General features: G+C 62.6%; 19 protein-coding genes. 8 read left to right on the forward strand and 11 right to left on the reverse strand.

From position 1 onward, the window contains the following. The first annotated feature begins 34 nt into the window (after nucleotides 1–34). From ribF to ispH, 5 genes are all read left to right on the forward strand, one after another. Nucleotides 35–973 carry a bifunctional riboflavin kinase/FAD synthetase gene (gene ribF, locus CTR55_RS19760; protein WP_296288627.1) on the forward strand — a complete coding sequence of 313 codons (939 nt, stop codon included), beginning with the start codon at nucleotides 35–37 and terminating at the stop codon, nucleotides 971–973. A gap of 21 nt (nucleotides 974–994) precedes the next feature. After that, the gene (gene ileS, locus CTR55_RS19765; protein ID WP_296288629.1) at nucleotides 995–3,829 is read left to right on the forward strand and encodes an isoleucine--tRNA ligase; all 2,835 of its coding nucleotides are present in this window, start codon (nucleotides 995–997) and stop codon (nucleotides 3,827–3,829) included. Then, a complete protein-coding gene (lspA, locus tag CTR55_RS19770; RefSeq protein WP_296288631.1) occupies nucleotides 3,822–4,331 on the forward strand; it encodes a signal peptidase II in 510 nt (169 codons plus the stop codon). Before ileS ends, lspA begins: the two co-directional genes overlap by 8 nt. Further along, nucleotides 4,324–4,776 carry an FKBP-type peptidyl-prolyl cis-trans isomerase gene (gene fkpB, locus CTR55_RS19775; protein WP_296288633.1) on the forward strand — a complete coding sequence of 151 codons (453 nt, stop codon included), beginning with the start codon at nucleotides 4,324–4,326 and terminating at the stop codon, nucleotides 4,774–4,776. The genes lspA and fkpB overlap by 8 nt, the downstream gene beginning before the upstream one ends. Nucleotides 4,777–4,873: 97 nt before the next feature. Then, nucleotides 4,874–5,818 carry a 4-hydroxy-3-methylbut-2-enyl diphosphate reductase gene (gene ispH, locus CTR55_RS19780; RefSeq protein WP_296288635.1) on the forward strand — a complete coding sequence of 315 codons (945 nt, stop codon included), beginning with the start codon at nucleotides 4,874–4,876 and terminating at the stop codon, nucleotides 5,816–5,818. 46 nt (nucleotides 5,819–5,864) lie between these two features. Here ispH and CTR55_RS19785 read toward each other — a convergent pair whose 3' ends face one another. The 7 genes from CTR55_RS19785 to CTR55_RS19815 all read right to left on the reverse strand — a co-directional run bounded on the left by CTR55_RS19785 (nucleotide 5,865) and on the right by CTR55_RS19815 (nucleotide 13,786). Next, nucleotides 5,865–6,278 (reverse strand): type IV pilin protein, encoded by a 414-nt coding sequence (locus CTR55_RS19785; RefSeq protein ID WP_296288637.1) that lies wholly within the window; start codon nucleotides 6,276–6,278, stop codon nucleotides 5,865–5,867. A 42-nt stretch (nucleotides 6,279–6,320) separates the two neighbouring features. Further along, on the reverse strand, nucleotides 6,321–11,042 hold the full coding sequence (locus tag CTR55_RS19790; protein WP_296288639.1) for a PilC/PilY family type IV pilus protein: 4,722 nt from the start codon (nucleotides 11,040–11,042) through the stop codon (nucleotides 6,321–6,323). A gap of 19 nt (nucleotides 11,043–11,061) precedes the next feature. Continuing rightward, complete coding sequence (locus CTR55_RS19795) at nucleotides 11,062–11,529, reverse strand: pilus assembly PilX N-terminal domain-containing protein (protein ID WP_296288641.1); 468 nt, start codon at nucleotides 11,527–11,529, stop codon at nucleotides 11,062–11,064. Then, nucleotides 11,529–12,176: a prepilin-type N-terminal cleavage/methylation domain-containing protein gene (locus tag CTR55_RS19800; protein ID WP_296288643.1), complete on the reverse strand. Its 648-nt coding sequence runs from the start codon at nucleotides 12,174–12,176 to the stop codon at nucleotides 11,529–11,531. Before CTR55_RS19800 ends, CTR55_RS19795 begins: the two co-directional genes overlap by 1 nt. Further along, nucleotides 12,173–12,652: a type IV pilus modification protein PilV gene (gene pilV / locus CTR55_RS19805; RefSeq protein WP_296288645.1), complete on the reverse strand. Its 480-nt coding sequence runs from the start codon at nucleotides 12,650–12,652 to the stop codon at nucleotides 12,173–12,175. Before pilV ends, CTR55_RS19800 begins: the two co-directional genes overlap by 4 nt. Then, nucleotides 12,649–13,122 carry a GspH/FimT family pseudopilin gene (locus tag CTR55_RS19810; RefSeq protein ID WP_296288646.1) on the reverse strand — a complete coding sequence of 158 codons (474 nt, stop codon included), beginning with the start codon at nucleotides 13,120–13,122 and terminating at the stop codon, nucleotides 12,649–12,651. The genes pilV and CTR55_RS19810 overlap by 4 nt, the downstream gene beginning before the upstream one ends. 151 nt (nucleotides 13,123–13,273) lie before the next feature. Next, entirely contained in the window at nucleotides 13,274–13,786 is a 513-nt protein-coding gene (locus CTR55_RS19815) for a GspH/FimT family pseudopilin (RefSeq protein ID WP_296288648.1), read from the reverse strand. Between the two features lie 195 nt (nucleotides 13,787–13,981). Between CTR55_RS19815 and thiO the strand changes: the two genes are divergently transcribed. Further along, nucleotides 13,982–15,091: a glycine oxidase ThiO gene (gene thiO / locus CTR55_RS19820; protein ID WP_296288650.1), complete on the forward strand. Its 1,110-nt coding sequence runs from the start codon at nucleotides 13,982–13,984 to the stop codon at nucleotides 15,089–15,091. A 13-nt stretch (nucleotides 15,092–15,104) separates the two neighbouring features. On the opposite strand, the gene CTR55_RS19825 is transcribed toward thiO, so the two are convergent. The 4 genes from CTR55_RS19825 to CTR55_RS19840 form a co-directional block, all read right to left on the reverse strand. Continuing rightward, nucleotides 15,105–16,442: a sigma-54 dependent transcriptional regulator gene (locus CTR55_RS19825; RefSeq protein ID WP_296288652.1), complete on the reverse strand. Its 1,338-nt coding sequence runs from the start codon at nucleotides 16,440–16,442 to the stop codon at nucleotides 15,105–15,107. Between the two features lie 15 nt (nucleotides 16,443–16,457). Beyond that, complete coding sequence (locus tag CTR55_RS19830; RefSeq protein WP_296288654.1) at nucleotides 16,458–18,047, reverse strand: ATP-binding protein; 1,590 nt, start codon at nucleotides 18,045–18,047, stop codon at nucleotides 16,458–16,460. After that, a complete protein-coding gene (locus CTR55_RS19835) occupies nucleotides 18,037–18,273 on the reverse strand; it encodes a PP0621 family protein (RefSeq protein ID WP_296288655.1) in 237 nt (78 codons plus the stop codon). The genes CTR55_RS19830 and CTR55_RS19835 overlap by 11 nt, the downstream gene beginning before the upstream one ends. A 164-nt stretch (nucleotides 18,274–18,437) precedes the next feature. After that, entirely contained in the window at nucleotides 18,438–19,463 is a 1,026-nt protein-coding gene (locus CTR55_RS19840) for an outer membrane protein assembly factor BamD (protein WP_296288657.1), read from the reverse strand. A 147-nt stretch (nucleotides 19,464–19,610) separates the two neighbouring features. Between CTR55_RS19840 and rluD the strand changes: the two genes are divergently transcribed. Both rluD and pgeF read left to right on the forward strand, forming a co-directional pair. Beyond that, entirely contained in the window at nucleotides 19,611–20,570 is a 960-nt protein-coding gene (rluD, locus tag CTR55_RS19845; protein ID WP_296288659.1) for a 23S rRNA pseudouridine(1911/1915/1917) synthase RluD, read from the forward strand. Continuing rightward, on the forward strand, nucleotides 20,567–21,292 hold the full coding sequence (gene pgeF, locus CTR55_RS19850) for a peptidoglycan editing factor PgeF (RefSeq protein ID WP_296288661.1): 726 nt from the start codon (nucleotides 20,567–20,569) through the stop codon (nucleotides 21,290–21,292). The genes rluD and pgeF overlap by 4 nt, the downstream gene beginning before the upstream one ends. Nucleotides 21,293–21,572 lie beyond the last annotated feature (280 nt).

Genomic DNA, 21,572 nt, shown 5'->3' on the forward strand with positions numbered 1-21,572 from the left:
TATAATCGACCACTTTCTGAGCAATACGCGCGCTATGCAGCTGCTTCGAGGCCTTCACAACCTGCGGCCCCTGTCCGGGGGCTGTGTCGCCACCATCGGTAACTTCGACGGCGTCCATCTCGGCCACCAGGCGATCCTGGGGCGTCTGCGCGAGCGTTCGCTGGAGCTGGGTGTGCCCAGCTGCGTGGTGATCTTCGAGCCGCAGCCGCGCGAGTACTTCGCTCCCGATGCTGCACCGGTGCGCCTGAGTCGCCTGCGCGAGAAACTCGAACTGCTGCGCCAGTATGGCGTCGACTTCGTTCTCTGCCTGGCCTTCAATCGCCGCCTGCGCGAGCTGTCGGCCGCCGAGTTCGTCCGCCAGGTGCTGGTGGAAGGCCTTTGCGTCCGCCATCTGGAAGTGGGCGACGATTTCCGCTTTGGCTGCGACCGTTCCGGCGACTTCGCCTTCCTGGTCAACGCCAGCGCGGAGCAGGGTTTCACCGTCGAAGCCGCGACCACTGTGGAAGTCGACGGCATGCGCGTGAGTAGCTCGCGTATCCGCAAGGACCTGGCCGACGGCGACCTGCTGATGGTCGAGCGCCTGCTGGGTCGTCCGTATAGCCTGAGTGGCCGTGTGCTGCACGGGCAGAAGCTGGGGCGCACGCTGGGCTCGCCCACCGCGAACATCCAGCTCAAGCGCCGCAAGGCGCCGCTCAACGGTGTCTACCTGGTCAGTACCCTGGTCGCTGGCCAGCGCCAAAACGGGGTTGCCAACATCGGCACCCGGCCTTCTGTGAATGGCGACGGCCGGCCCCACCTGGAAGTGCATCTGCTGGATTTCGCTGGCGATCTTTACGGCCAGCATCTGGACATCACTTTCCACCAGAAGCTGCGTGATGAGCAGCGTTTCGCCTCGCTCGAGGCACTCAAGGCGGCCATCCTCGCCGACATCGCCGCCGCCCGAGCCTACTGGCTGGGCCAACCGCTTGATTGAAGATCCTGAACAGGCCCTGAGATGACCGATTACAAAGCCACTCTGAACCTTCCCGAAACCGACTTCCCGATGAAAGCCGGCCTGCCTCAGCGCGAGCCGCAGACCCTGAAGCTGTGGAACGACATTGGCCTGTACCAGCAGCTGCGGAAGATTGGCGAAGGTCGCCCGAAATTCATCCTGCACGATGGCCCGCCCTACGCCAACGGCAGCATCCACATCGGTCACGCGGTCAACAAGATCCTCAAGGACATCATCGTCCGCTCCAAGACCCTGGCCGGTTACGACGCCCCCTATGTGCCGGGCTGGGACTGCCATGGCCTGCCGATCGAGCACAAGGTCGAGACTACCCACGGCAAGAACCTGCCGGCGGACAAGACCCGCGAACTGTGCCGCGAATACGCCGCCGAGCAGATCGAAGGGCAGAAGGCCGATTTCATCCGTCTGGGCGTGCTGGGCGAGTGGGACAACCCCTACAAGACCATGAACTTCTCCAACGAGGCCGGCGAAATCCGCGCGCTCGCCGAGATGGTCAAGCAGGGCTTCGTGTTCAAGGGTCTGAAGCCGGTGAACTGGTGCTTCGACTGCGGTTCGGCCCTGGCCGAGGCGGAAGTCGAGTACGCCGACAAGAAGTCCGACGCCATCGACGTCGCCTTCCCGGTGGAGGATGCCGACAAGCTGGCCGCCGCCTTCGGCCTGGCCAGCCTGCCCAAGCCCACTGCCATCGTCATCTGGACCACTACCCCCTGGACCATCCCGGCCAACCAGGCGCTGAACGTCCACCCCGAATTCACCTATGCGCTGGTCGACACCGGCGAGCGCCTGCTGGTGCTGGCCGAGGAGCTGGTCGAGTCGAGCCTTGCGCGCTACGGCCTGGAAGGCAAGGTCATCGCCACCGCCCAGGGCGAGTCGCTGGACCTGATCCGCTTCCGCCACCCGTTCTACGAGCGCTTCTCGCCGGTCTACCTGGCCGAGTACGTCGAGCTGGGCGCCGGCACCGGCGTGGTTCACTCCGCCCCAGCCTACGGCGAGGACGACTTCCGTACCTGCAAGCAGTACGGCATGAGCAACGACGACATCCTCAGCCCCGTGCAGAGTAATGGCGTCTACGTCTCGGACCTGCCGTTCTTTGGCGGCCAGTTCATCTGGAAGGCCAACCCGAATATCGTCGCCAAGCTCGATGAAGTCGGCGCGCTGCTCAAGCACGCCAGCATCAGCCACAGCTACATGCACTGCTGGCGCCACAAGACCCCGCTGATCTACCGCGCCACCGCGCAGTGGTTCGTCGGCATGGACAAGCAGCCGCAGACCGGTGCCACCCTGCGCGAGCGCGCGCTGGAAGCCATCACCCAGACCGAATTCGTGCCCACCTGGGGCCAGGCGCGCCTGCACGGCATGATCGCCGGCCGTCCGGACTGGTGCATCTCGCGTCAACGCAACTGGGGCGTACCGATCCCGTTCTTCCTGCACAAGGCCACCGGCGAGCTGCACCCGCGCACCGTCGAGCTGATGGAAGCCGTCGCCCAGCGCGTCGAGAAGGAAGGCATCGAGGCCTGGTTCAAGCTCGACGCCGCCGAACTGCTGGGCGATGAAGCCGCGCAGTACGACAAGATCAACGACACCCTGGATGTCTGGTTCGACTCCGGCACCACCCACTGGCACGTGCTGCGTGGCTCCCACGCCGAGCTGGGCCATCCCAGCGGTCCGGCCGCCGACCTCTACCTGGAAGGCTCCGACCAGCACCGCGGCTGGTTCCATTCCTCGCTGCTGACCGGCTGCGCCATCGACGGCCACGCGCCGTACCGCCAGTTGCTGACCCACGGCTTCACCGTGGACGAGTCCGGCCGCAAGATGTCCAAGTCCCTGGGCAACACCGTGGTGCCGCAGACCGTGATCGACAGCATGGGCGCCGACATCCTGCGCCTGTGGGTAGCGTCCACCGATTACTCCGGCGAGATCGCCGTTTCCCAGCAGATCCTCCAGCGCAGCGCCGACGCCTACCGGCGTATCCGCAATACCACGCGCTTCCTGCTGTCCAACCTGTCCGGCTTCGACCCGGCCAAGGACCTGCTGCCCAACGACCAGTTGCTGGCCCTGGACCGCTGGGCCATCGACCGCGCGCTGCAGCTGCAGCGTGAGCTGGAAGAGGCCTACCGCGACTACCGCTTCTGGAACGTCTACTCCAAGGTGCACAACTTCTGCGTGCAGGAGCTGGGCGGCTTCTATCTGGACATCATCAAGGACCGCCAGTACACCACCCAGGCAAACAGCGTCGCCCGCCGTTCCTGCCAGACCGCGCTGTTCCACATCGCCGAGGCCCTGGTGCGCTGGATCGCGCCGATCATGGCCTTCACCGCCGAAGAGATCTGGAGCTTCATGCCGGGCGAGCGCGCAGAGTCGGTGATGCTCAGCACCTGGTACGACGGCCTCTCCGAGCTGCCGGCCGATGCCGAGCTGGATCGCGCCTACTGGGACGAAGTCATGGCCGCCAAGGCTGCCGTGAACAAGGAGCTGGAAAACCTGCGCAGCGCCAAGACCATCGGCGGCAACCTGCAGGCCGAGATCACCCTCTATGCCGAAGACTCCCTGGCCAAGCGCCTGGAGAAGCTGGGCAACGAGCTGCGCTTCGTGCTGATCACCTCCGCCGCCGCCGTCGCGCCGCTGGCCGATGCACCGGCCGACGCGGTCGACAGCGAACTGCCGGGCCTGAAGCTGAAGGTGGTCAAGTCCGCCCATGCCAAGTGCGGCCGTTGCTGGCACTTCCGCGCCGATGTGGGTAGCCACGCCGCGCATCCGGAGCTGTGTGATCGCTGCGTTGAAAACATCGAAGGTGCAGGCGAGGTGCGTCACTATGCCTAACGCTGATCGCTTCGGCCGCCTGCCCTGGCTGTGGATCACCGTGGTAGTGTTCGTCCTGGATCAGGTCACCAAGGCCTTCTTCCAGGCTGAACTGACCCTGTACCAGCAGATCGTGGTCATTCCCGACCTGTTCAGCTGGACTCTGGCGTACAACACTGGCGCTGCGTTCAGTTTCCTGGCCGACAGCTCGGGCTGGCAGCGCTGGCTGTTCGCCCTGATCGCCATCGTGGTCAGCATCGTGCTGGTGGTCTGGCTCAAGCGCCTGAAGAGCGGCGAGACCTGGCTGGCCATCGCCCTGGCCCTGGTGTTGGGTGGCGCGCTGGGCAACCTGTACGACCGCATGGTCCTGGGGCACGTGGTGGACTTCATCCTCGTGCACTGGCAGGACCGCTGGCGCTTCCCGGCCTTCAACCTGGCCGACAGCGCCATCACCGTCGGCGCCATCATGCTGGCGCTGGACATGTTCAAATCGAAGAATACCGGAGAGACCGCCAATGACTGAGACTTCTGAAACCCTTCAGCGCATCGGTGCGGATTCCCAGGTCACCCTGCATTTCGCCCTGAAACTGGAAGACGGCAACGTCGTCGACAGCACCTTCGACAAGCAACCGGCCACCTTCAAGGTCGGTGACGGTAACCTGTTGCCGGGCTTCGAGCAGGCGCTGTTCGGCCTCAAGGCCGGCGACAAGCGCACCCTGAGCATCGAGCCGGAGCTGGGCTTCGGCCAGCCGAACCCGGCCAACGTGCAGGTAATGCCGCGTGACCAGTTCCAGGACATGGAGCTGGCCGAGGGTCTGCTGGTGATCTTCAACGATGCCGCCAAGACCGAGCTGCCGGGCGTCGTGAAAGCGTTCGACGAGCAACACGTCACCATCGATTTCAACCATCCGCTGGCCGGCAAAACGCTGACCTTCGAAGTCGATATCATCGACGTACAATCAGCCTGACCGACTGCGCGGCCCGTCGCTGGCGGACCGTTGCGCTTCAGGCGAAGTATTCCTACCGGCCCCTCGTGGGCCGGCTTGCGTAGCACCCGAGGCCACCATGCAAATCAAACTCGCCAATCCCCGCGGCTTTTGTGCCGGCGTCGACCGGGCGATCGAGATCGTCAACCGCGCCCTCGACGTCTTCGGCCCGCCGATCTACGTGCGCCATGAAGTGGTGCACAACAAGTTCGTGGTGGAGAACCTGCGCAACCGCGGCGCCGTATTCGTCGAGGAACTCGACCAGGTGCCGGACGACACCATCGTCATCTTCAGTGCCCACGGCGTTTCCCAGGCTGTGCGCAAGGAAGCCGAGAACCGCGGCCTGAAGGTCTTCGACGCCACCTGCCCACTGGTCACCAAGGTGCACATGGAAGTCGTGCGCTACAGTCGCGACGGCCACGAATGCATCCTGATCGGTCACGAAGGCCACCCGGAAGTGGAAGGCACCATGGGCCAGTACGATGACTCCAATGGCGGCGCCATCTACCTGGTGGAAGACGAGGCCGACGTCGCCGCGCTGGAAGTACGTAATCCCGAGGCGCTGCACTTCGTCACCCAGACCACTCTGTCGATGGACGACACCTCCAAGGTGATCGACGCCCTGCGCGCGAAGTTCCCGCACATCCAGGGCCCGCGCAAGAACGACATCTGCTACGCCACCCAGAATCGCCAGGATGCGGTGAAGGAACTGGCCGATCAGTGCGACCTGGTGCTGGTAGTCGGTAGCCCGAACAGTTCCAACTCCAACCGCCTGCGTGAGTTGGCCGAGCGCATGGGTACCCCCGGTTACCTCATCGACGGCGCCGAGGACCTGAAGAAGGAATGGTTCGATGGCGTGCAGCGCATCGGCATCACCGCCGGCGCCTCCGCCCCTGAAGTGCTGGTGCGTGGTGTGATCGAGCAGCTGCGTGACTGGGGCGCTGAGCCTGAAGTGGAGCTGGATGGGCGGGAAGAGAATATTACCTTCTCGATGCCCAAGGAGCTGCGGGTGAAGGCGTTGTAGATTTGGCGATTACGAAAAAGGTCGGCGCATGCCGACCTTTTTCGTTTCAGATACCCCTACAAGTGCCCCAAGTGCCGGCCAGTGCTCCAGTGCCCCCACGAGCACCAGTGGAGGAGAGGGTTAAGGTGCCCTTGCTCTTCAAGTGCCCCCCGGTGGTCGGTGTGGCAGTCAGTGTAAAGCTTGTCGCATCAGCAGTAGTGACAGCAATGTTGGTCTCCTTGCTGGAACCATCGACCGGGCTGGCTGCGTAGCTGCCCAGATTTGCACCGGAGTAGGTATTGTTCTGCGCTCGGAAGCGTTCCATTACATTGCCAGCGCCTACTAGAACACCTTTGGCATCCTCACAGGCCGCGCGGCGAACGTAGCTCTGGTAGCTAGGCAGGGCGATGGCCGAGAGAATACCGACAACGATGACTGCGATCATGAGTTCGAGCAGGGTGAAGCCGGTTTCTTGTTTCATTACGTACTTCCTTCAATGGCGGGCGCTCTCGTCCGCCATGCATCAAGGATTGTTGGTGTCCATCCAGTAGGTCTTGCCCAATGGCGGCGTCGGGACCTTGATGGGCGCAATGGATGGGTCCGGGAGGACGTAACAATCGTTGCCGGTGCAATAGAGCTGCGGATCGCCCGAAATGCCTTCGCTGTTACTGTTGGTATATCGATCAGCATAAGTGCCGCTGCCGCCAACCGGTACCGACACTGGCGTGGCATCCAGTAATCGCACGGCATAAGCGCGGTTGCGACCGACCGATGCCTTGCAGAGAACATTCGACGAGCTGGGTTCATAGGTGTTGAAGTACAGCTGTCCGCCCGCGGTGAGGGCGCGTGACAAGACTTTCTCGCCACTGGCTTTCAGCGCGATGTACCAGCCCCCAGAGGTGGAAGCGAAGGCGTCGGCTGCTGCCTGCTTGGCAGTAGCGTCCGTGCCTTGCACCAGGTTCTCGGTGGCGTTGTACAGGCCGCCTTCGGCCAGGGTGCCTTCGCTGGTGCCCGTGGCAGGCTTGACCAGTACAGGGCTGCGGAACGCATAGAAGCGATCCTGAATCACCTGGTTCAGGGGGTGTCCACGGTAGCCACTGCCGATATTGACGCTCAGGGCCGGGGTGCCATTTACGTTGAGCAGGGCAACGTCCGGCTCCTGATAGAAGCGTCGTGCCGCAGCAGCGGAGGTGCCACCAATGCTGGCAAACACACCATCGTTGGAGGTGCCTGCGGGGGTGATCAGGCTGGCGCCACTTTCGCCATTATTGATGTAGAAGCGCCATACCTGACCGCCCATATCTCCCACGAAGAACTGGTCGGCCAGGTGCTCCGAATCACTGACCAACGCTCCGCTGGAGTCTTTCTGGATGTCGATAACGCGCACCGAACTGGGCATGCTGTAGCGCATCTTCGTAAGGTTGACTGTATGTCCGGTGGAGTTGCTGGCCGACCAAAGCAGCGCGCCTGTACGGGCGTTGACGATATAGATCGCATTACCCTGGGTGTCGGCGGTATAGACGCTGTCTCCATTGTTCAGCGTGTCTTGGTTCGGGTCATAGCCACCGGCAAAGATCAGCACGTCGGTCAGTGTCCCTCCGACGTTGATGCGGGTTTTTACCGGTGCAGACCAGGTCTGGCCCAGCTTGGTGAAGCTGCCCGAACCGCCGTTGATCTGCCACAGGAGCTTGGGGTTCGCCTTGTCGGTGATGTTCAGCGCATAGATGTTCCGACCACCGCGGCCCATGGATGCATAGGCATAAACGAACTCGTCGTCGTTCAGACCGGTAGTAGCGCGTGTGGTCGGATCGCCATAGATAACGCCGTTATTGTTTGCATCATTGACCCACACCGTCACGCTGTTATCCATGCCATAGCGACGTGGTTTTTGCGAGGTGGAGCGATCATCCGCGCGTAACAGATCGACGTTAGGCAGCAGTGCTTCGGGCATGAAGCCGAACTGTTCCACGCCGCTCGATGTATCGAAGAGCTGCACGAAGCCTTCGTTGGAACCAACAATCGCGAACTGATCGGCATTGTCGTCACCCGACGTGGTCAGGCACTGGCCGGCACTGTTGTACCCCTTGCAGCCGTATGTGAAGAGGCGCGGCGTAGAGTGGATCATGTCGCCCAGGGCGTAACGAGGTGTCGTGCCGTTGCTGTCCAGGCCGCGAATATAGTTGATGGCCTGATCTTTCAGGGTCGTGTTGCCAACCTCGAACATGGTGGCGGTGAGATTGGTGTTGCTGGTCAGCAGTTTGTACGCATCGGCGTTCAGGTTCACACCACCGCTGGGCACAGCGCCGTAATAGGTGAACAGCTTGCGGTTTGCTGGGAGGAGCAGTTGGTGTGCCGCGCCACCTTTGGCGATGTCATTGCCGTCTCGCCCGGCTTGGGCGTCAGGCCAGTAGCTTTGGGAGTTATCCCTGAAGAAGCCAGTATTCGGATCGATGGCGGCAGCGCCGTCGGCGTCGACGATGGTTGCAACGCCGTTCGCGGTACTCAGGCGATAACGCTTCAGATTGCCGGGCCAGCGGTCGGTCGCTGATGGACGGAACAGGGCAAAGTACAGTTGATCCTTGTTGTCCTGGCGGTTGAAGCTGTTCACCGGAGCGCTGGAGTTGACGAACGTGGTGTTGGTTGCCAGTGCCTCCTGGAGAATCGCGTTGAAGGCTTTTGCCAGGTCGCTGGCGTTGTTGGCTGTGTAGCTCTTGCCCCCACCGTTACGTGCAAGGTCGTCGAGGAAGGTCTGCGCTTGCTGGTTGGCCTGCAAGGCGAAGCCGATAGTGTGGGTGGTGACGTAGTTGGTGCCATCGAAGTCGGTCTGGTCGGTGTTGGCCAGCCAGTGCGTGAGTTCGCGTCCACACAGCTCATCGTCGTTCGAGTTGCCGCACGAGGTGCCGGTCATGCCCGCGATTCCGCGAGTGGCGGTGGTGGTATTGCCGTTGGCCTGACCGTCCGTCAACAGCACCATGAAAGTTGACTGGCAGGCGCTGGAAATGGGGCTGGTAAAGTTGTTGTTGTGCTTGTTGGGCAGTTGGGTGAGATACCCTGCCGCCTCGTAAAGCGCAGGTACCAGCGGAGTGCCACCATCGGCGGTCATGTTCTGCACCAGATCGTTGGTGTAGTTGCGGATGGTATAGCTGTTGCTGCCCAGGCCGCCGGTCTGCAGTTTGAGGTTCAGTTTGATGGCATCGGCCGGACTGTTCTCATAGGTGCGCAGGGTAAGATTGCTTGTGCTGGGCTGGGTCAGGAAGACGCTTAAGGCGTTGCCATCGGCCCAGTTGTTGGCGGTGGCAAAAATGCTCTGCAGATTGGTTGCCAGTCCGGCAACCTTGCAGGTGACTGGGATGCCGGAGCCCGCACTGGTGAAGGTACAACTGGTACCAGTGGTTTTTCTGCGGGCCCCCAGGTTGTTGTCAGCGGCGCTGAAAGCTGCGGAGTTGGCACTGAGTTCGAAGCTCACGTTGACCGTGCCGGTAGTGCCCGAGGCTGAGTTGGGGGTCACGGTAATTCCCGCTTCCATGACCGTGGCGCCTGCCCTGACCGGGACTTTCTGGAAGCGCGCACCAATGATGCTGTAGCTCACGCGGTTGGCCGTGGTCTCCAGCGGTACTGACGTTTCCGTAATGCTGACTTTGTTGGGATTGTCCGAGCCGAACCAACTGGTCGTTGGTAGGTAGTACTGACGGCCGTCATCCTTGGCGTCGAGCATGGACACGTCGAGAATAGGGTTCAGGCAGCCGGTGTCGCCGCCGGTGTAGGTGATCTTGAGTACTGGTTGCAGACTGCTGCCGTCATCGTAGGAATAGGCCACGCGACTGCCATTGCCGGAGGTCGGAGTCAGGAAGAAGGCCATGGCGTTGTTGCCGCACCAGGCAGAGTTACTGACGACTGCCTGGACTTGCGCTCTTACGTCGGGACCCTGCACATAGAGTGGTGGGTTTTGCGTGCGCCATTCCGGCGCTGCCCAGGATGCGGCAGTGGTTTTTGTGCGTGCGGTGAAGTCTTCCGTGGCGGTAAAGGTCGCGGCGTTGCTTGCGTTCTGGGCGGTAACGTCGAAGGTCACCGAGCGGTCGTCGGAGCCTGCCGGTACGAAGTCGATGCGCGCCGAGGTGATGTTTGCACCCTGGGGAATGGCGACGGTCTGGAAACGCAGGCCGGTGGTACGGCTGTTGTCTTCGCTGCCGGAGTAGGTCACGACCAGTTTGGGCGAGCTGTTGGTGTCGCCGACGTTGTAAGTGAAGTTGTTGTTGTTGGTCGAGCGCAGCCGTAGCGCCACGTCGGAGACCGGATTATTCGCCGGAGCTCCGTCCTTTAGCGACCTCAGCAAGTCGGTGACATCAAGGGAGTGATCGAGTGTTGTGCCGACTTTGACGCTGTTTTTGGAGATCGCAGCGGTAAACAGACTGGAATCGATCAGGGTGCTGTCGTTGAACGCTCCGGGAGTCTTGGCATTGACTGCCGAAATATTGAAGGTCCTGCTCGCTGTATCGGTGGTGGTGGTGACATAGAGTTTGGCATCGGTAATGGTGACGCCAGCGGGGATGTTCAGGTTGCGGAATAGAAACAGCCCGTCATAGCGCAGTTTCCCCGAACCACTTTGTGCGTTCAGCGTAGTAGTGGGACCTGAGCAAACGCTGCTTGAAGCAGCTGCCTTTACCGAACAAGTGTAATTACCCTGGAGGTAGTAGGACGAGTTGTTGTTCGAATAGGTCGAATCGACGCTGAGCGAGCGGGTGATGCTGGACGTGTTGGGGGCGGAGTTGCGGACGTAGCCCATGACGAGAGAGTCATCGCTCAACTGGTTAGCCGTCGTGCCGGTGGTTTGCCGTGTCACGTCGTCGGTGCCGCTGGCCAGCGACGGGGTCGGCATCTTGGTGTTGATTGATTGCTCGATGTATTGCACTGGCGAGAGGATTCGCGAGTTGTTCGAGGTCTGGTTCAGGTCCATGACCCCCACATTGACCCCGGTGGTGCCGTTGAGCAGTGTTGCGAAGGTGTCCTTCATCGTCGGCATACGGGTCGGGCCGCCGTTACAACGGGAGCTGTCACGATCCAGGCAGTAGGCCATGGAGCCAGAGTCGTCGAGGATGAACAGGACATTCGGGCGAATGCCCTGGTCGATGGCAGAGCCACCGAAGAAAATCTCGGTGTCGTCGGCGTAGCTGGCGCCGCCCTGGAACAGCGTGCCGAACAGCAACGAGGAAACCAGGAGTGGGCGGAGATGGTTTTTCTTGTACATGGTGAGTCCTGGTTGTTGTTCAGTAACGTACCAAGTAGCCCTGCAGGTGCTTGGCGCGCGCAGGGTTGTTGGCGTCGGTACAGGCGGTGTCGGCACAGGACTTACCCGTGCTCTCGATGTTGAAGCAGGCGTACTGGAACGAAGCGCTGCCGTCGGCGCCATTGAGTGAGTAAGCCGGGACCACGGAGACGCAGGTCCCCGGCACGGCGGCCGTTGCGCTGTACTTGACATTTCCGGCCCAGTCAGTGCTAGAGCCCGGGGTCACGGTGATCGATTGGATTCGAGGGCTGCTCAGATAATTGTCGATCCAGCCCTGAATTCCGCTTTCTGATGCCTGGAAGGCGACGTTTTGCTGTTGGCTGTTGGCTGCCATCCGCTCCTGCAGCGTCGAGCGCGAGGCCGCAGCAATTGCAATGATGGTGAGCAGAAGCAGGAGCACCAGGCTGACGAGCAGAGCTACGCCACTTTGCGAGGTCCGAGAGTTCATCAGAGGCGATTCCTGAATTCAAAGGTGCCGGTGAACGTGCGCGAAACTTCATTGCGACCATCACTGATGGTCAGCGTCAGTCGTACCGCCTTGGCGGAATTGAGTTGCGCCTGAGTTGCCGCGCTGCTGTCCTTCCAGCTCAACAGGCCGGCATCCTCTACGCCTACCTGCACGGCGGTGATGGCTGCGTTAGCGAGGATTGGCGTGGCATTGCCGCCGTTGAGCGATTTGCAGATACGCGAAACGCCATTGGCTGCGCAGGTGGAGTAGGTCACGTTGTACAGATAGAGCGTGGCATCGCTGCACGTTTTGTTGCCGCCGAAAGTAGTGCCGGTATCACTCGCAGTGGCATAGCGGAAAGTGATGCCATTGGTCGCTTTGGCCAGAGCCGCAGAAGGAAAGGTCAGGCTGCCGACGGTCAGGGTGTTGGAGGGCGAGCTGCATCCCTGATACCCAGTGCGGCGGGCATCGGCGCCAATCACTTCAAGCGCGATGCGTCCGCTTTCCTGCACTTGTGCCAGTGCGCTGTTGGTCTTGTCGGTTTGACTGGTGTCGCTGAACAGCTGCAACACGCCGAGTAACAGGATCGAGCTGATCGTTATCGCTACCATCAGCTCAATGAGAGAAAGACCGGATTGTCGCTTCACAGGTCGATCCTCAGGCTGAATGACGGAGTGATGGTCTGGCTGGACGAGTTTGTGACGTTAGAGCCTGATTCGGACCAGTTGACAGTAATCGTGTACTTGTTGGGAGCTACTCGTCCCACGGTAGCGGTGGCGTCGGGCAGTGCTGTCTTCAGGGCGCCGCGCCACTGGAAGAGGTCCATCTGAGCCTGTTGCTGGGGGGTGCAACCTGCAGTGTTGCAGGAAGGCGCCGTGCTGTCGGCGGCGCCACTGGCCAGCGTGTAATCGTTACTGCTGATGGCTTGGCTGTGGTTGACGCGCATGCGCTCCACCAAATCGTAAACCATGAGGCTGGCTTGGCTCCGACGATAGGCCCCCTGACTGGATTGCACGCTGGTGGTCATTAGTGTGGCCATGCCCAACAGCCCGACTGCCAGTACAACCAAGGCAATCAGCACTTCAATAAGAGTGAAGCCTTGCTCCTTGTGGTTGTTCTTCATGGGCATGCGCCCCCGCTGCAGGCTTGGCCGATGGCGTTGATAGAAATCTGGCGCGAAGCAGGGCGCGAGTCGGCGATGGCGATAGTGGCAGCAGTCGTGGTGCCATCCGCGGAGTAGGTAATCTGGGGGGCGGAGCCGGTTATGGTCACCGCAGTGCTGACCGGCGGGATGACTTTGACAATGGTAGCGCCGCGCTTGACCAAGGCGCCCTGGCTCCAGTTTGTGTCTGCCGAGCACGCACTCGCATCGGAATTGGAGCCACAGACACTGATGTCGGTGCGCTGCATCACCGCTTCGCTGCGCGCAAGCTGGAGCGCGCCCAGCAGCGCATTGGTCGTACTAGTGAGCCTATTGTCGAGTATCAGCGTGCGAAAACTTGGTACACCAATGCTTGCAAGAATGGCAATGATCGTTATGACCACCAGCAGTTCGATCAAGCTGAATCCAGATTTACTCTTGTGGCGCGACATGTGCGCATGTCCTCACGTTCTATTGTGAGCAATGCTGTCAATTAGTGTAGGAAATGTCCCTTTTTGAATGATGACCGATACGGATCGCGCGATGTTCGGTCATGTGCCGTCGACAGCTGTGAACCTCTTCGCAGTAGGAGTGTGACTGGGTCTAGTTCGGGCAGTAGGACTCAGTAGTCCCAGACTCACTGCGAATGCGTCCCGCCTTGTTGACCACCACGCGATAGCTGGTGCCGGCTTCGCCACAGACAGTCAGCGTCCCCGAATGAAAAGCGCCGTTAGGTTGGATGGTGTTGCCGCGTGAGGTGAAGTGGATGTAGCGGCGTGAAGTGCTGTCGGTACGGATGCTAATGGAGCTCAGCGGGTCGTGCACGGCGAGGGGAGACTGTTGCGGGTCACGCGTACCGCGATTGACGGTATCGACGAAAATCTCCCAGCCCTTGGCCCAGTCGGAATCGGTCGCCGTCATGCTGATCGGTTGTCCGCTGTGCACGGCGCTTTCCCGCGCGAAGTCGAGGGCTTGGCGTAATTCGTGTGTGGCCGTGCGTGCGCGCTGGTTGCTGAGCAGTTCGGTGAATGAAGGAGCTGCGATCGACAGCGCAATGGCGAGGATCCCGAGGGCGAAGAGTAGTTCGACGAGGGTGAATCCTGGATCTCTGGGCACGGCCTGCTCCTGAACAGTTCATGGCGGGGAAAGTATTGGCCGCCTGTCACGATTCGCCCGCCGTCGAGTTGGATGGAGGTTGTAGGAGCGGTCCGATGCCGCAGCGACTTCTGTCTTGCTCCGTCGTCGGCTCGTGCCCGGTATAGTGTGCAGCCGGCAATGGGCCGTTGATTTTCCTGTGATGTGGGGCGTGGTATGCCGGACTTGATCGTGGTGGGCGGTGGGGTAGTCGGGATGCTGACTGCCTGGACTTTGGGGCAGGCGGGCGCCGAGGTGGTGCTGCTGGAGCGCGGCGAGACCGGGCGCGAGGCGTCCTGGGCCGGAGGCGGTATCGTCTCCCCGCTCTATCCGTGGCGTTATAGCGCGGCGGTTGCCAACCTGGCCCACTGGTCGCAGGACTTCTATCCGCAACTGGGTGATCGCTTGCTGGCCGACACCGGCCTCGATCCGGAAGTGTACGTCACCGGGCTTTACTGGCTGGACCTGGATGACCAGGCCGAGGCCCTGGCCTGGGCTGGGGCCCACGGTCGCCCGCTCTCGGAAGTGGCCATGGGCGCCGTGCATGAGGCCGTGCCGGTCCTGGGGCCGGGCTTCGAGCGCGCCGTGTACATGTCGGGTGTGGCCAATGTGCGCAACCCGCGCCTGGCCAAGTCGCTACGCGAGGCATTGGTGCGGCTGCCGAATGTGAGGGTGCACGAGCAGGTCGAGGTGACCGGCTTCCTGCAGGACGACGAATGCGTGAAGGGTGTGCGTACCACCCAGGGCGATTTCACTGCCGATTCGGTGGTGCTGGCGGCTGGCGCCTGGAGCGGTCGGTTGCTGGCGACGCTGGGGTTGGAGTTGCCGGTTGAGCCGGTGAAAGGACAGATGATCCTTTACCGCTGCGCTCCGGACTTTCTTTCCAGCATGGTGCTGGCGAAAGGGCGCTACGCGATCCCGCGCCGCGATGGGCACATCCTGATAGGCAGCACGCTGGAGCACGCCGGTTTCGACAAGACGCCGTCGAACGAGGCGCTTAGCAGCCTGCGGGCCTCGGCGGAGGAATTGATTCCCGCGCTGGCGGGCATGGAGCCAGTGAACCATTGGGCAGGGCTGCGACCCGGCTCGCCGCAAGGTATTCCCTTCATTGGCGAGGTGCCCGGCCATCGGGGGCTGTGGCTGAACACCGGGCACTACCGCAACGGGCTGGTGTTGGCGCCGGCGTCCTGCCAGTTGCTGGCGGACTTGATGCTCAAGCGTCAGCCGATCATCGAGGCGGCCCCGTATGCGCCGCAAGGGCGTCTGGTCGCGACGCCCATCGTCTGAGTCGCAACGGGGATCAGTCGATCCCCAGCTTCTTCAGCCGGTAGCGCATGGAGCGGAAGGTCAGGCCCAGGCGCTGTGCTGCCGCGGTGCGGTTCCAGCGGGTTTCTTCCAGAGCCTGCATGATCAGCTTGCGCTCCAGGTCCTCGAGATAGTCCTCGAGGTTGTCGATCTGCGCGAGGTTGGCTTCGCCACTGCTGTCCGGGCCGCTGGCCTCGGCAAGCCGCAGGTCGTGGGGCTGGATGACGTCGTTCTCGCAGAGCGTGTAGGCGCGCTCGAGCATGTTCTCCAGTTCCCGCACGTTGCCGGGGAAACGGTAGCTCTTGAGTCTCTCCAGCGCCTCGCTGCTCAGGGCGGCTGCCGCCAGGCCATTGTCCCCTGCCAGGCGCTTGAGCACGCGGTCGGTCAGCAGTGGAATATCTTCGCGGCGTTCCCGCAGCGGCGGAACCCGCAGTTCGATGACGTTCAGGCGGTAGTAGAGATCCTGGCGGAAGCGGCCGGCGGCGACTTCGGCGGCGAGATCCTTGTGGGTCGCGCAGAGCACGCGCACGTCCACGGCGACTTCCTGCTGACCGCCTACGGCGCGTACGGCCTTTTCCTGGATGACACGCAGCAGCTTGACCTGCATGGGCAGTGGCAGGTCGGCGACTTCGTCGAGGAACAGCGTGCCGCCGTTGGCCGCCTGGAACAGACCGAGCTTGTCTTCCACGGCGCCGGTGAAGCTGCCTTTCTTGTGGCCGAAGAACTCGCTTTCCATCAACTCGGAAGGAATGGCGCCGCAGTTGACCGGGACGAAGGTCTGCGTCTCGCGCGGGCCCTGTTCGTGGATCAGTCGGGCGACCAGTTCCTTGCCGCTACCGGATTCACCACTGATGTATACCGGCGCCTGGCTGCGGGCGAGCTTGGCCACCTGGTTGCGCAGGGTGCGCATGGGGGGCGAGTCGCCGAGCAGGCGGTTGTCCACCGGCGCCTCTTCGGCTTCCGGGGAGCGCAGGCGCAGGGCGGAGTTCACCAGCTCGCGCAGGCGGGCGAGGTCCACCGGTTTGGTCAGGAAGTCGAAGGCTCCAGCCTTGAGCGCCTGAACCGCGGTGTCCAAGCTGCCGAAGGCGGTAATCATGGCCACCGGCATCTGTGGATGGCGCTGTTGGATGTACTGCACCAGGTCGAGGCCGGTGCCATCGGGCAGGCGCATGTCCGTGAGGCAGAAGTCGAAGGGCTCGCGGGCCAGGAATTCGCGGGCTTCCTTGACGTTGCGGGCGCTGCGGGTATCCAGCTTCATGCGGCCGAGGGTGATTTCCAGCAGTTCACGGATATCGGGTTCGTCATCGACGATCAGGGCTTTTTGACGGCTCATGCTCTTTGCGTCTTCTTAGCTTTGTTTGCGCGGGTGGGCGAAGGTGATGCGGAAGCAGCTGCCGCCTTCGTCGCGCGTCTTGTAATCCAGACGAGCCTGGTTGCTTTCGCACAGCTCGCGGGAGATGTACAAGCCCAGGCCCGTGCCCTTGCTTTCAGTGGTGAAGAACGGTTCGAACAGTTTGCCCCGCTGTTCGGCAGTGATGCCGGGCCCGTCATCGAGCACTTCCAGCACCGGCAGGTCGGTCTCGCTGTCGCGGAACAGTCGTAGCCAGACCTGGCCCGTGCCGTTCTTCTGGGTGCTGTACCGTAACCCATTCTGCACGAGGTTGGTCAGTACCTGCGTCAACTGATGCGGGTCCATGCGGGTCTGCACGGTTCCCTGGCCGGTTTCTACGTGGATCTGCTGGCCCTCGCGCAGACTCTCGCGCATTTCGCCTGCATAGCGGTGCAGCCAGTACTTCAGGTCGAGTAATTGGGGCTCGGCCTGGCGCCGACGGGATAATTGGAGGACGTTCTCGATGACCAGGTTCATGCGCCGCGACTGGTCCTGGATGATCTGCGTCAGGCGCCGGTCGGGCTTGTCCAGTTCCTCCGACTCCAGCAACAGTTGCGCCGCATGGCTGATCGCCCCCAGCGGGTTGCGGATTTCGTGGGCGATACCAGCGGTCAGGCGGCCAAGGGCGGCGAGCTTGAGCTGCTGCGCCTGCTGGGCGATCTGCGAGATGTCCTCGAGGAACATCAGGATGTGCTGTTCGTTGCCCCGGCGCAGTGGGATGAAGCTTGGCTGAACCGTAAGGCCTGACTCCACGGGCTGCAGGCTGGGTGGGCGCAGGGCGGGATTCTGCTGCCACTGCTGCAGGCTGGAGACCAATTGCGGGCTGTACTCGGCCAGCGAATGGCCGGGCAGGTCATGACCGCCCAGTAGGGTGGTGGCGCTCTGGTTGGCCAGCAGTACCCGGTGGCGGTCGCCCAGCACCAAGATGCCGGTGCGCATGCGCTGCAGGATCAGTGCGTTGAGCTCTTCGAGGTTGGCTACCGTGGTGGCGCGCTGCTCGGCGATGCTTTCGACGATCTGCTGGCGCCGGGCCAGGGCCTGGATCAGCAGGGCCGAGGCGAAGCTCAGCGCGCCGAGGCCGCCGGCCTGCACGTAGTGGTTCATAGCCGTGGGTTGGCTGAGGCTCAGGTAGAAGGTCAGGTAGATCAGGCCGATGGCCGCGATGGCGGCAATCAGCAGGCCGATGCGGCCGCGCAACAGGATATTGGCGATCGCCACCGCGACCACCATCAGGTTGCCGATCCCGCTGGGAATGCCGCCAGCGGTATAGAAGAGGGCGCTGAGCAGGATGACGTCCAGCGCCGCCAGGATGAACAGCGGCAGCAGATGGCGCGGGGTGGGCATCAGCACCGCGATCAGGATGTTGATGACCAGGTAGACCCAGCAGCCGATGTGGAACAGTTCGGGGTGGGCCAGCTTGAGGAGATCATCGTCGAGGCTGCTGGAGATCAGCAGCACCAGCACCAGTCCGATGGTCAGGCGATACAGGTGGTACAGGCGCAGGACCCGCAGGCCCTGGCCCGTGAGGGAGATGCCTTCAGCGATCACGGTCGGCGCGATCCTGTTCGAGGTGCGCGCGGCTGCAGTACCAGTGGCGCTCGTCCTGCAGGGCATGGCTCTGCGGCAAGTGCACTCCGCATTGGCTGCAACGGACCATCGGTACGGCCTGATCGTCGCCCCTGGGCTTTTTCGACGTGCGTGCCGGGCGGGTAGCCTTGCGCCACAACCACCAGGCCAGAATGAAGAGGGCGATCCAGAACAGCAGACGGGTCATGGCAATCCCTTGTACTCAAAGAGCGGCAGTTTATCCAAGCTGCGCGGTGCCGCACAGTGAACCTGTGCGTGCGCGACAAATTGCGCCTATGGCCTTCCCGTATGAAAAAGGGAGGCCGAAGCCTCCCTTTTTTTGTCGAACCGGTTTCGTCGAACCCGTCGGTATCAGTCGAAGACGCCGAAGGTCATGTAGCTGAACCAGGAGCGGTCGCTGCTGCCGGCGTTGCCTTCGGCCTCGTGCTGTTCTTCCTGCACGTCGCTCTGGTTCTCGGGCTTGAGTTCCGCCGGGATCTGCTGCTCGGCATCTTCGTACTGCCTGATCACGTCCTTGGATGCCTGGGTTTCCATGTGCGGCGGGGCATCGTTGGTTTCGATCAGGCCCAGGGTGGCCTTGGCCAGCCAGGAGCGGTTGTCGGCTTCGTCTTCACGCGGAACGAACTGGCCATCCTTGAGGCTGGGGTTGTCCGGGTAGTTCGCCTTCAGGGTTTCCAGGCTGGAATCGGCCAGGTCGTTCAGGCCCAGACGCTGATAGGCCTCGACCATGATCGCCAGGCCATCGCCGACGGCCGGGGTTTCCTGGAAGTTCTCGACCACATAGCGGCCGCGGTTGGCGGCGGCGACGTAGGCCTGGCGCTTCAGGTAGTAGTGGCCGACGTGTACTTCATAAGCCGCCAGCAGGTTGCGCAGGTAGATCATGCGCGCCTTGGCGTCCGGGGCGTAGCGGCTGTTCGGGTAGCGGCTGACCAGTTGGGCGAACTCGTTGAAGGAGTCGCGGGCGGCGCCCGGGTCACGCTTGGTCATGTCCAGCGGCAGGAAGCGAGCCAGCAGGCCGCGGTCCTGGTCGAAGGAGGCCAGGCCCTTCAGGTAGTAGGCGTAGTCGACGTTCGGGTGCTGCGGGTGCAGGCGGATGAAGCGCTCGGCAGAGGCACGGGCGGCTTCGGGCTCCATGTTCTTGTAGTTGGCGTAGATCAGTTCCAACTGGGCCTGCTCGGCGTAACGGCCGAACGGATAGCGCGACTCCAGCGCCTTCAGCTTGGCGACGGCATTGGTATAGCTCTTGTTGCCGAGGTCTTCCTGTGCCTGCTGGTACAGCTGGCTTTCGCTCAGGTTCTCATCCACCTTGTCACCCTTGGAAGAGCAAGCGGTGACGAAGGCGAGGGTGGCGATCAGCAGCAGGTGTTTCACTTGCATGGCGGCTTGCGTCCCTGGACGGTCGGCTGTCGCGGCCGCAACCGTCTGTTATGATTGGCGCCCCAGGGATACCCCTGGGACAAAGGCCCCGTATTTAACCACAGCGCGCCGCCGAACCAAAAGGCCGCGCGCCCTTCGTGTCGAGTCATGTCCGATATCATCCAACTTGCGGCGCAAGTGCCGTTCGACCTTGGCGGTCAGCGTCTTGACCAGGTCGCCGCCCAGCTCTTCTCCGACCACTCCCGCTCCCGCCTGGCTGGCTGGATCAAGGACGGCCGTCTCAAGGTCGACGGCGCCGTGCTGCGCCCGCGCGACATCGTCCACGCCGGCTCGCGCCTGGAGCTGGACGTCGAGCTGGAGGCCCAGGGTGAATGGGTGGCCCAGGACATCGAGCTGGACATCGTCTATGAAGACGAGCACATCCTGGTCATCGACAAACCGACCGGTCTGGTGGTTCACCCTGCCGCAGGCCACCAGGACGGCACCTTGCTCAACGCGCTGCTGCACCGTGTGCCGCACCTGGCGAACGTGCCGCGAGCCGGCATCGTGCATCGCCTGGACAAGGACACCACCGGCCTGATGGTGGTCGCCAAGACGCTGGAGGCCCATACCAATCTGGTCGCGCAGTTGCAGGCGCGCTCGGTCAGCCGGATTTACGAGGCGATCGTCACCGGGGTGATCCTCGCTGGCGGCACCGTCGACGCGCCTATCGGCCGCCATGGCGTGCAGCGCCAGAAGATGGCGGTGATCGAGACCGGCAAGGTCGCCATCAGCCATTACCGCGTGCTGGAGCGCTTCCGCGCACACACCCACACCCGCGTGAAGCTGGAAACCGGCCGCACCCACCAGATCCGCGTCCATATGACGCACATCGGCCATCCGCTGGTGGGCGACCCGACCTACGGCGGGCGATTCCGCATTCCGCCAGGGGCGAGCCCGACCCTGATCGAGTCCCTGCGTGATTTCCCGCGCCAGGCCCTGCATGCGCGCTTCCTGGAGCTGGATCACCCAGCCACCAACGTGCGCATGAAATGGGAATCGCCGCTGCCCGATGACTTTACCTGGCTGCTGAGCCTGTTGCGGCAGGACAACGAGTCCTTCGTATGAACCTTTGGCTGACGCCCGACTGGCCGGCTCCGGCGAATGTCCGCTGCTGCGTGACCACTCGTGCCGGCGGCGTCAGCGCCGAGCCTTTTGCCAGTTTCAACCTCGGCGACCACGTCGGTGACGAGCCGGCTGCCGTGGCCGAGAACCGCCGCCGGCTGACCGCCGAGCTGGGCTGCCAGCCGGCCTGGTTGAGCCAGGTGCATGGCATCGACGTGCTCGAGGCCGATCCGTCCGTGGTTGCCACGGCGGACGCGAGCTGGAGCGCCACGCCCGGCATTGCCTGCACCATCATGACTGCCGATTGCCTGCCGGCACTGTTCTGCGACCGTACGGGTACCCGCGTCGGCGCTGCTCATGCCGGTTGGCGCGGGCTGGCGGGTGGTGTGCTGGAGGCGACCGTGGATGCCATGGGCGTCGCACCGGCGGAGTTGCTGGTCTGGCTCGGCCCGTCCATTGGCCCGCAGGCCTTCGAAGTCGGCTCGGAAGTGCGCGAAGCCTTCCTGGCGGACCATGCCGAAGCAGCGCGCGCCTTTGTGCCAAGCGCCAACGCCGGCAAGTTCATGGCCGACATCTATGAGCTGGCGCGCATCCGTCTCGCAGCGAAAGGCGTGACTGCCGTCTACGGCGGTGACTTCTGCACCTTCACCGACACCGAGCGCTTCTACTCCTACCGCCGCAGCTCCCGTACGGGCCGCCTGGCCAGCCTGATCTGGCTGGCCTGAACGCGCTCTGCTTCATGCAGGAGCGAGCTTGCTCGCGAACCGCTTGATGCCACGGTGCCGGGAGAGGTTCGCGAGCAAGCTCGCTCCTACAGGTGAATCCATCTACAGATTGTGTCTGTGGCCCGCCCCGATCAGCGCGGACGGAGTCCGCTCCTACGATCATTTCGATAGCATCATCTGACGGGTGTCATGGCCAAATGGCTTGAACCGACCAAAATCGTCCTTATCTATCTGGCATCCCGGCGGGTTAGTCGTGATCAGGGGCACTCATCGCTCCGGC

The organism is Pseudomonas sp., assembly GCF_002796985.1.
Taxonomy (GTDB): domain Bacteria; phylum Pseudomonadota; class Gammaproteobacteria; order Pseudomonadales; family Pseudomonadaceae; genus Pseudomonas.